Source organism: Sandarakinorhabdus sp. (genome assembly GCF_041689835.1).
Classification (GTDB): domain Bacteria; phylum Pseudomonadota; class Alphaproteobacteria; order Sphingomonadales; family Sphingomonadaceae; genus Sandarakinorhabdus.
Map to the genome: position 1 here is coordinate 1 of NZ_JBDNFM010000005.1, position 5,492 is coordinate 5,492.

Annotated in this window: 4 protein-coding genes and 1 pseudogene; 2 read left to right on the forward strand and 3 right to left on the reverse strand. The window is 67.6% G+C overall.

Annotation, left to right across the window (positions count from 1 at the left end; all coding sequences use genetic code 11):
- The 3 genes and pseudogenes from ACESL8_RS00120 to ACESL8_RS00130 form a co-directional block, all read right to left on the reverse strand.
- Positions 1–705 (reverse strand): annotated as a pseudogene (locus ACESL8_RS00120) (dihydroorotase); the annotation flags it as partial.
- Complete coding sequence (locus tag ACESL8_RS00125; RefSeq protein ID WP_372914639.1) at positions 705–1,718, reverse strand: aspartate carbamoyltransferase catalytic subunit; 1,014 nt, start codon at positions 1,716–1,718, stop codon at positions 705–707. The gene ACESL8_RS00125 and the pseudogene ACESL8_RS00120, both read right to left, overlap by 1 nt.
- Positions 1,719–1,787: 69 nt before the next feature.
- Positions 1,788–3,089 (reverse strand): MgtC/SapB family protein, encoded by a 1,302-nt coding sequence (locus tag ACESL8_RS00130; protein WP_372914641.1) that lies wholly within the window; start codon positions 3,087–3,089, stop codon positions 1,788–1,790.
- 62 nt (positions 3,090–3,151) lie between these two features.
- Between ACESL8_RS00130 and ACESL8_RS00135 the strand changes: the two genes are divergently transcribed.
- The gene (locus ACESL8_RS00135; RefSeq protein WP_372914643.1) at positions 3,152–3,949 is read left to right on the forward strand and encodes a glycosyltransferase family 2 protein; all 798 of its coding nucleotides are present in this window, start codon (positions 3,152–3,154) and stop codon (positions 3,947–3,949) included.
- A 38-nt stretch (positions 3,950–3,987) separates the two neighbouring features.
- Positions 3,988–5,337 (forward strand): alkaline phosphatase family protein, encoded by a 1,350-nt coding sequence (locus tag ACESL8_RS00140; protein ID WP_372914645.1) that lies wholly within the window; start codon positions 3,988–3,990, stop codon positions 5,335–5,337.
- Positions 5,338–5,492 lie beyond the last annotated feature (155 nt).

Genomic DNA, 5,492 nt, shown 5'->3' on the forward strand with positions numbered 1-5,492 from the left:
ACGGGCGGCGGCAACGGCGGCGATGCCTTCGGCGGTGGTCACCTGGCGGATATGCAGCGCCGCGCCGGTCGCTTCGGCCAGGCGGCAATCGCGGCTGATGGCCAGCGCTTCGGCAAAGGCCGGCGCGGCGGCAAGGCCCAGCCGGGTGGCATATTCGCCGGCCGTGGCGACGGCACCGGCGGTAAGCGCGGCGTCTTCGGCATGGCTCACCACCGTCAGACCAAAAGCGCCGGCATATGCGAGCAGGCGGTGCATGACGCGCGCATCGGCGATGGCGCGGCGGCCGGTGGCAACACCCACCGCGCCCGCTGCCTGTGCCAACCCGATTTCGGCAAGCTCTTCGCCGCGCAGCCCGCGCGTGGCAGCAGCGAGCGGGTGAACCCACACATCGGGTTTGCCCGATCCTTGCGCATAGGCCACCAGCGCCGGTTCATCCAATGGCGGCGATTGATCGGGCATCAGCACCATGCGGGTGATGCCGCCGGCGTTGGCGGCAGCCGTATCGGCCTTGAACACGCCGGCATCGATGATCCCCGGCGCCACCACCAAGCCGCGCGCATCGATCACCGTTGCGTCAGACGGCGGATCCACTTGGCCGATGCCGGCAACCTTGCGGTCTTTCAGCAGGATGGTGGCGATGCCGTCTTGCCCGGTGGCCGGGCAGATGACGCGGCCGCCGGTGATGGCGATGGGCGCACTGGTCATCATGCCCAGCCCTCAATCCCGCGCCGACGGCGGGTGAGCACATCCAGGCACGCCATGCGCACCGCGACACCCATTTCCACCTGTTCGGTAACTGCGCTGCGGGCGATATCGTCGGCAATGGCGCCGTCGATTTCCACGCCGCGGTTCATCGGGCCGGGGTGCATCACCAGCACATCGGGCGCAGCCTGGGCCAGCCGGGCTTCGGTGAGGCCGTAAAAACGGAAATATTCGCGCGGCGACGGCACATAGGCGCCTTCCATCCGCTCGGTTTGCAGGCGCAGCATCATCACCACGTCGGCGCCGGCAAGGCCCTTGTCCATGTCGGTAAAGCTTTGCACGGCATAGCCATCAAGCCCGTCGGGCAGCAGCGTGGGCGGGGCGACAGCGCGCACTTCGGCACCCAGCGAGGCCAGCAGCTGGAAATTGGAGCGGGCAACGCGGCTGTGCAGGATATCGCCGCAGATCGCCACGCGAAGCCCGGCGATACGCCCCTTGCGGCGGCGGATGGTGAGCGCATCAAGCAGCGCCTGGGTGGGGTGTTCGTGGCGGCCATCGCCGGCATTGAGCACCGGGCAATCGACCTTTTCCGAAATCAGCTGCACCGCGCCCGACGATCCGTGGCGGATCACGATCATGTCCGGGTGCATGGCATTCAGCGTGAGCGCGGTATCCAGCAGCGTCTCGCCCTTTTTCAGGCTGGAGCCGGACACGCCCAGATTGACCACGTCTGCCCCGAGCCGCTTGCCGGCAATTTCAAAGCTGAGCAGCGTGCGGGTGGAATTTTCGAAGAAGGCGTTGATCTGGGTGAGGCCCTTGAGGCGTTCATCACGCTTGGCGGCCCCCTGCACGACACCAGCCCGGTTCATCTCCACCCATTGTTCGGCTTCATCGAGCAGGAAGGTGATTTCCCACGGCTTGAGGTGGGCGATACCCAGCAGGTGATCGTGCGGAAACGGGTGGACGCCGTCTGGCGTGGCTGACCTTTGAGCCAGGTGGGAGGGTTCACGCGCCATGAGCCTTTCCCCTAATGACATGCCGCATGCCAATCAACCCGCCGCGCTCATCAATTGCGCAATCGGCGATCAGGGCAGCAGCGTTGGCGCCGCCCCCCCAAAGCCCGCCAGCCCAAAGCCCGCCAACATCGCCGCGGCCGCCGCCAGCAGCGGCCACGCGCCGTGCCAGCCTGCGCGGCCGGCCATGGCCAGCGTCACCCCCGCCTTGAGCAGTGTATTGAGCAGCACCGGCAGCGCCAGGATGGCCCCGGCCAATTGCGGCGCGATACCGCCGCTTGGGATGCCGCGCAGGGCGACGATGGCAGCATCCACATCCATGGCTCCGGCCAGCGCCAGCGTGACCGCGACGCCGCTGCCGCCGTACCGCTGCTGCATCCAGGTAACCACCAGTTGCACCAACGCCACCAGCACCGCAAAGCCCAGCGCCGGCAACAGCGCAATCGGATTGCCGGTTGGTGCCTTTCCGGCCGGGGCCACTGCGGCCCGGCGGGCGAGCAGCCATGCCAGCAGCAACGCCAGCAGCGCCGCCGGCGCCACCACCCGCGCAAAGCCAATGAAGGCAAACGGCACCAGCACGCCCACCAGCAGCCCGGTGCGCACGAACATCACCAGCGATGCGATGGCGATGCCGGCGGCCAGGCGTGGGCGGGCCTCAGTTTCTGACTTGATGCGCTGCGCCAGGGATGCGGTGACGGCCGTGCTGCTGTAGATCGCACCCACCGCCGCCATTGCCAGCACGCCGCGCTTTGGCCCCAGCTGCCGGCCCAGCACATAACCGGCAAAGCCGATTGCGCACACCACCACCACCACCAGCCACAATTCGCGCGGATTCCACGCGTTCATCGGCCCCATGGCGCGATCGGGCAGCACCGGCCACAGCGCGCCGGCGATAACCGCAAACAGCACGACGGCGTGAAAATCCGCCTCGTTCAGCCCATCGATCCAGGCGTGCAGCCGCGCTCGCTGCGACAGCAGGAACGCCGTGACCACCGCCAGCGCCAGCGCCGGCACCGGCTGGCTGTGGCCGGCCAGCCAGCCCAAGCCCAGCGTGACCAGCGCGGCCGCTTCGGTGGTGGCGCTGGGGCTGGAGTCGCGGCGATAACCGATGATCACCAGCGCGCAGCCGGCCAGCAGCAACACCGCCGATACCGCCCAGCCCCCATCACTGCCACCGCCAATGCCCTGGCCGCCTGCCATGCCCGCGACAAACCCCGCCAGCCCGCCGATCAGCCCGAACAGGCCAAAGGTGCGCAGGCCTGCCACACGGCTGCCCGGCCGGGCATCACGCTGCTGCCAGCCGCGTTCCAACCCGATGAGCAGGCCGATGGCCAGCGGCATCACCAGCCGCGCCAGATCGGTGTTTGCCAGCATCACCCGCCAGCGTGCGGGCGCAGCGCTTGCCGGTCAAGCGCAGCAGCTTTAAAGCACGGCGCATGGCCGCAGCATTTGCCCCCAAATGGGTTATCGTCATCGCCTTTTACAACGAGGCAAAGTTCATCGCCCCCACCGTGCAAGCTGCGTTGGCGCAGAACAGGGACGATATTTTGCTGGTGTGCGTGGACAATGCCTCCACCGATGCCAGCGCTGCGATCGTGGCCGAGGCGATTGCCGGCAACCCGCGCGCCATATTGGTGGCCGAAACCAACCAGGGCCACACATTTGCGCTGCGCCGCGGGCTGGAAATTGCGCAGGAAATGGGCGCACAAAACATCGCGTTCTGGGATGCCGACACTTTTTATCCGCCGCAGTATATCAGCCGCGCCGATGAACTGCTGGGCAGCGACCCGCGCGTCGTTGGCGTGCAGGCCTTCGATATCTATGGGCCGTTTGACAGCTGGAAAAACCGCATCATCCGCCAACGCATGGCGCTTACCGCCAGCCTGCTCAGCGGCCAGGGCCACACCGGCACCTTTGGCCAGGCGTTTCGCATCGCGCCGCTGCTGGCCTGCGGCGGGCCGAAAAGCAATGACTGGCCGTTCGTGCTGTATGATCACGAACTTGTTCACCGCGTGCTGAAACACGGCAGGCTCAGCCATGCCGCCGATCATGTGTGCTGGCCCGCACCGCGCCGCCAGGTGAAGGGCCATGTGCGCTGGAATCTGGTGGAGCGCCTCACCTATGCGTTGACGCCCTATCTGGTGAAGGACTGGTTTTTCTACAGCTTTCTTGGGCCCAGGTTGCGCGCACGCGGCATGTTCGAAGCCGGCCTGCGCGTGCGCGACTGGGAATAGGTCACACGCCTGCAACATCGCTGCGGCATGGCAGTGGCATGAAACGCGCCCCCGCCCCCGCCTTCGCCTTCGCCTTCACCATTGCCCTGCTTGCCATGCAGGCGGCTGCCCAGACGTCAGCCAAGGCAGCGCCGGTGCTGATGATTTCAATCGATGGCCTGCGCCCGGTGGAATGGCAAAGCCGCAGCAACGGCCTGGAATTGCCGGCCCTGCGCGGGCTGGCGGTTGGCGGCGTGAGCGCGGCGGTGACCGGCGTGCTGCCCACCGTCACCTATCCCAGCCACGCCACGTTGCTCACCGGGGCAGCGCCGCGCCGGCACGGCATTGCCAGCAACCTCACCTTTGATCCGCAGCGCCGCAACGATAACGGCTGGTATTGGTATGCCAGCGATTTCAAGGCGCAAACCCTGTGGCAAGCCAGCGTGGCGGCCGGGCGCAAGGTGGTGAACGTGCATTGGCCGATCAGTGTTGGCCTGGCAGGCCTCGCCGCCAACCTGCCGCAGATCTGGCGCACCGGCATGCCGGACGACGACAAATTGGTTGCGGCACTGGCGACGCCGGGCTTGCCCGCATCGCTGGTTGCCGAAGCCGGCGCCTATCCGCCCGGCAAGGATGAAGGCATCGATGCCGACGAAGCCCGCGCCGCTCACGCCGCCGCCCTGATGCGCCGGGAAAAGCCCGATTTCGCCACCGTGTATCTGACCGCGTTCGATCATGAACAGCACGAAGCCGGCCCGGATTCCGCCGCCGCCCGCGCCGTGCTGGTGCGCATCGATGCCGCCGTGGGCCGGCTGGTGGCTGCGGCGCGCGCTGCCAATCCGGGGGCCACGGTGGTCGTGGTATCGGATCACGGCTTTGCGCCCACCAGCCGCACCAGCAATTTGTTCGTGCCGTTCATCAAGGCCGGGCTGATCCGGCTGACGCAAGATGGCAGCGGCATTGCCAGTTGGGATGCGATGCCGTGGCTGGCGGGCGGCAGTGCCGCGATCAAGCTGGCGCGGCCCGATGATGCCGCCTTGCAGGACCGCGTTGCCGCCGTGCTGGCGCAGGTGGCCGCCGATCCGGCTGCCGGCATCGACCGCGTGCTAGACGCTGCCGCCATCGCAGCGGCTGGCGGCAGCGACGAAGCGGCGTTCTGGGTGAACTGCAAGCCGGGCTGGCTGATGGGCAATCGCCTTGCCGGGGAGCAGGGCGAACCGGCCGGAGCCAAGGGCATGCACGGCTATTTCCCCGATGTGCCGGCCATGCGCGCCAGCCTGATCGCCAACGGCCCCGGCCTTGCCGCGGGCCGCGATCTTGGCGTGATCGACATGCGCGCGATTGCGCCGGCCGTTGCGGCGCGGCTGGGCGTGGCGCTAAAGGATGCGCAAGTGCCAGCAGCGTTCTGATCGCCTCCCCAAAAGCGCCGGTTTCGCTGCACAGCCGGGCGGGCCAGACTGCATGCAGGGAGAACGGCGATGCAACTGGCGTGGAGCGCAGACGATCTGGCATTTCGCGATGAGGTGCGGGCGTTTCTGGCTGCGGAATTGACACCGGAGCTGAA

What these genes read in the sequence shown, in the direction of transcription:
- ACESL8_RS00135 (WP_372914643.1), top strand. Translation starts at nt 3,152, where the DNA reads ATGGCCGCAGCATTTGCCCCCAAATGGGTTATCGTCATCGCCTTTTAC.
- ACESL8_RS00140 (WP_372914645.1), top strand. Translation starts at nt 3,988, where the DNA reads ATGAAACGCGCCCCCGCCCCCGCCTTCGCCTTCGCCTTCACCATTGCC.
- ACESL8_RS00125 (WP_372914639.1), bottom strand. Translation starts at nt 1,718, where the DNA reads ATGGCGCGTGAACCCTCCCACCTGGCTCAAAGGTCAGCCACGCCAGAC.
- ACESL8_RS00130 (WP_372914641.1), bottom strand. Translation starts at nt 3,089, where the DNA reads ATGCTGGCAAACACCGATCTGGCGCGGCTGGTGATGCCGCTGGCCATC.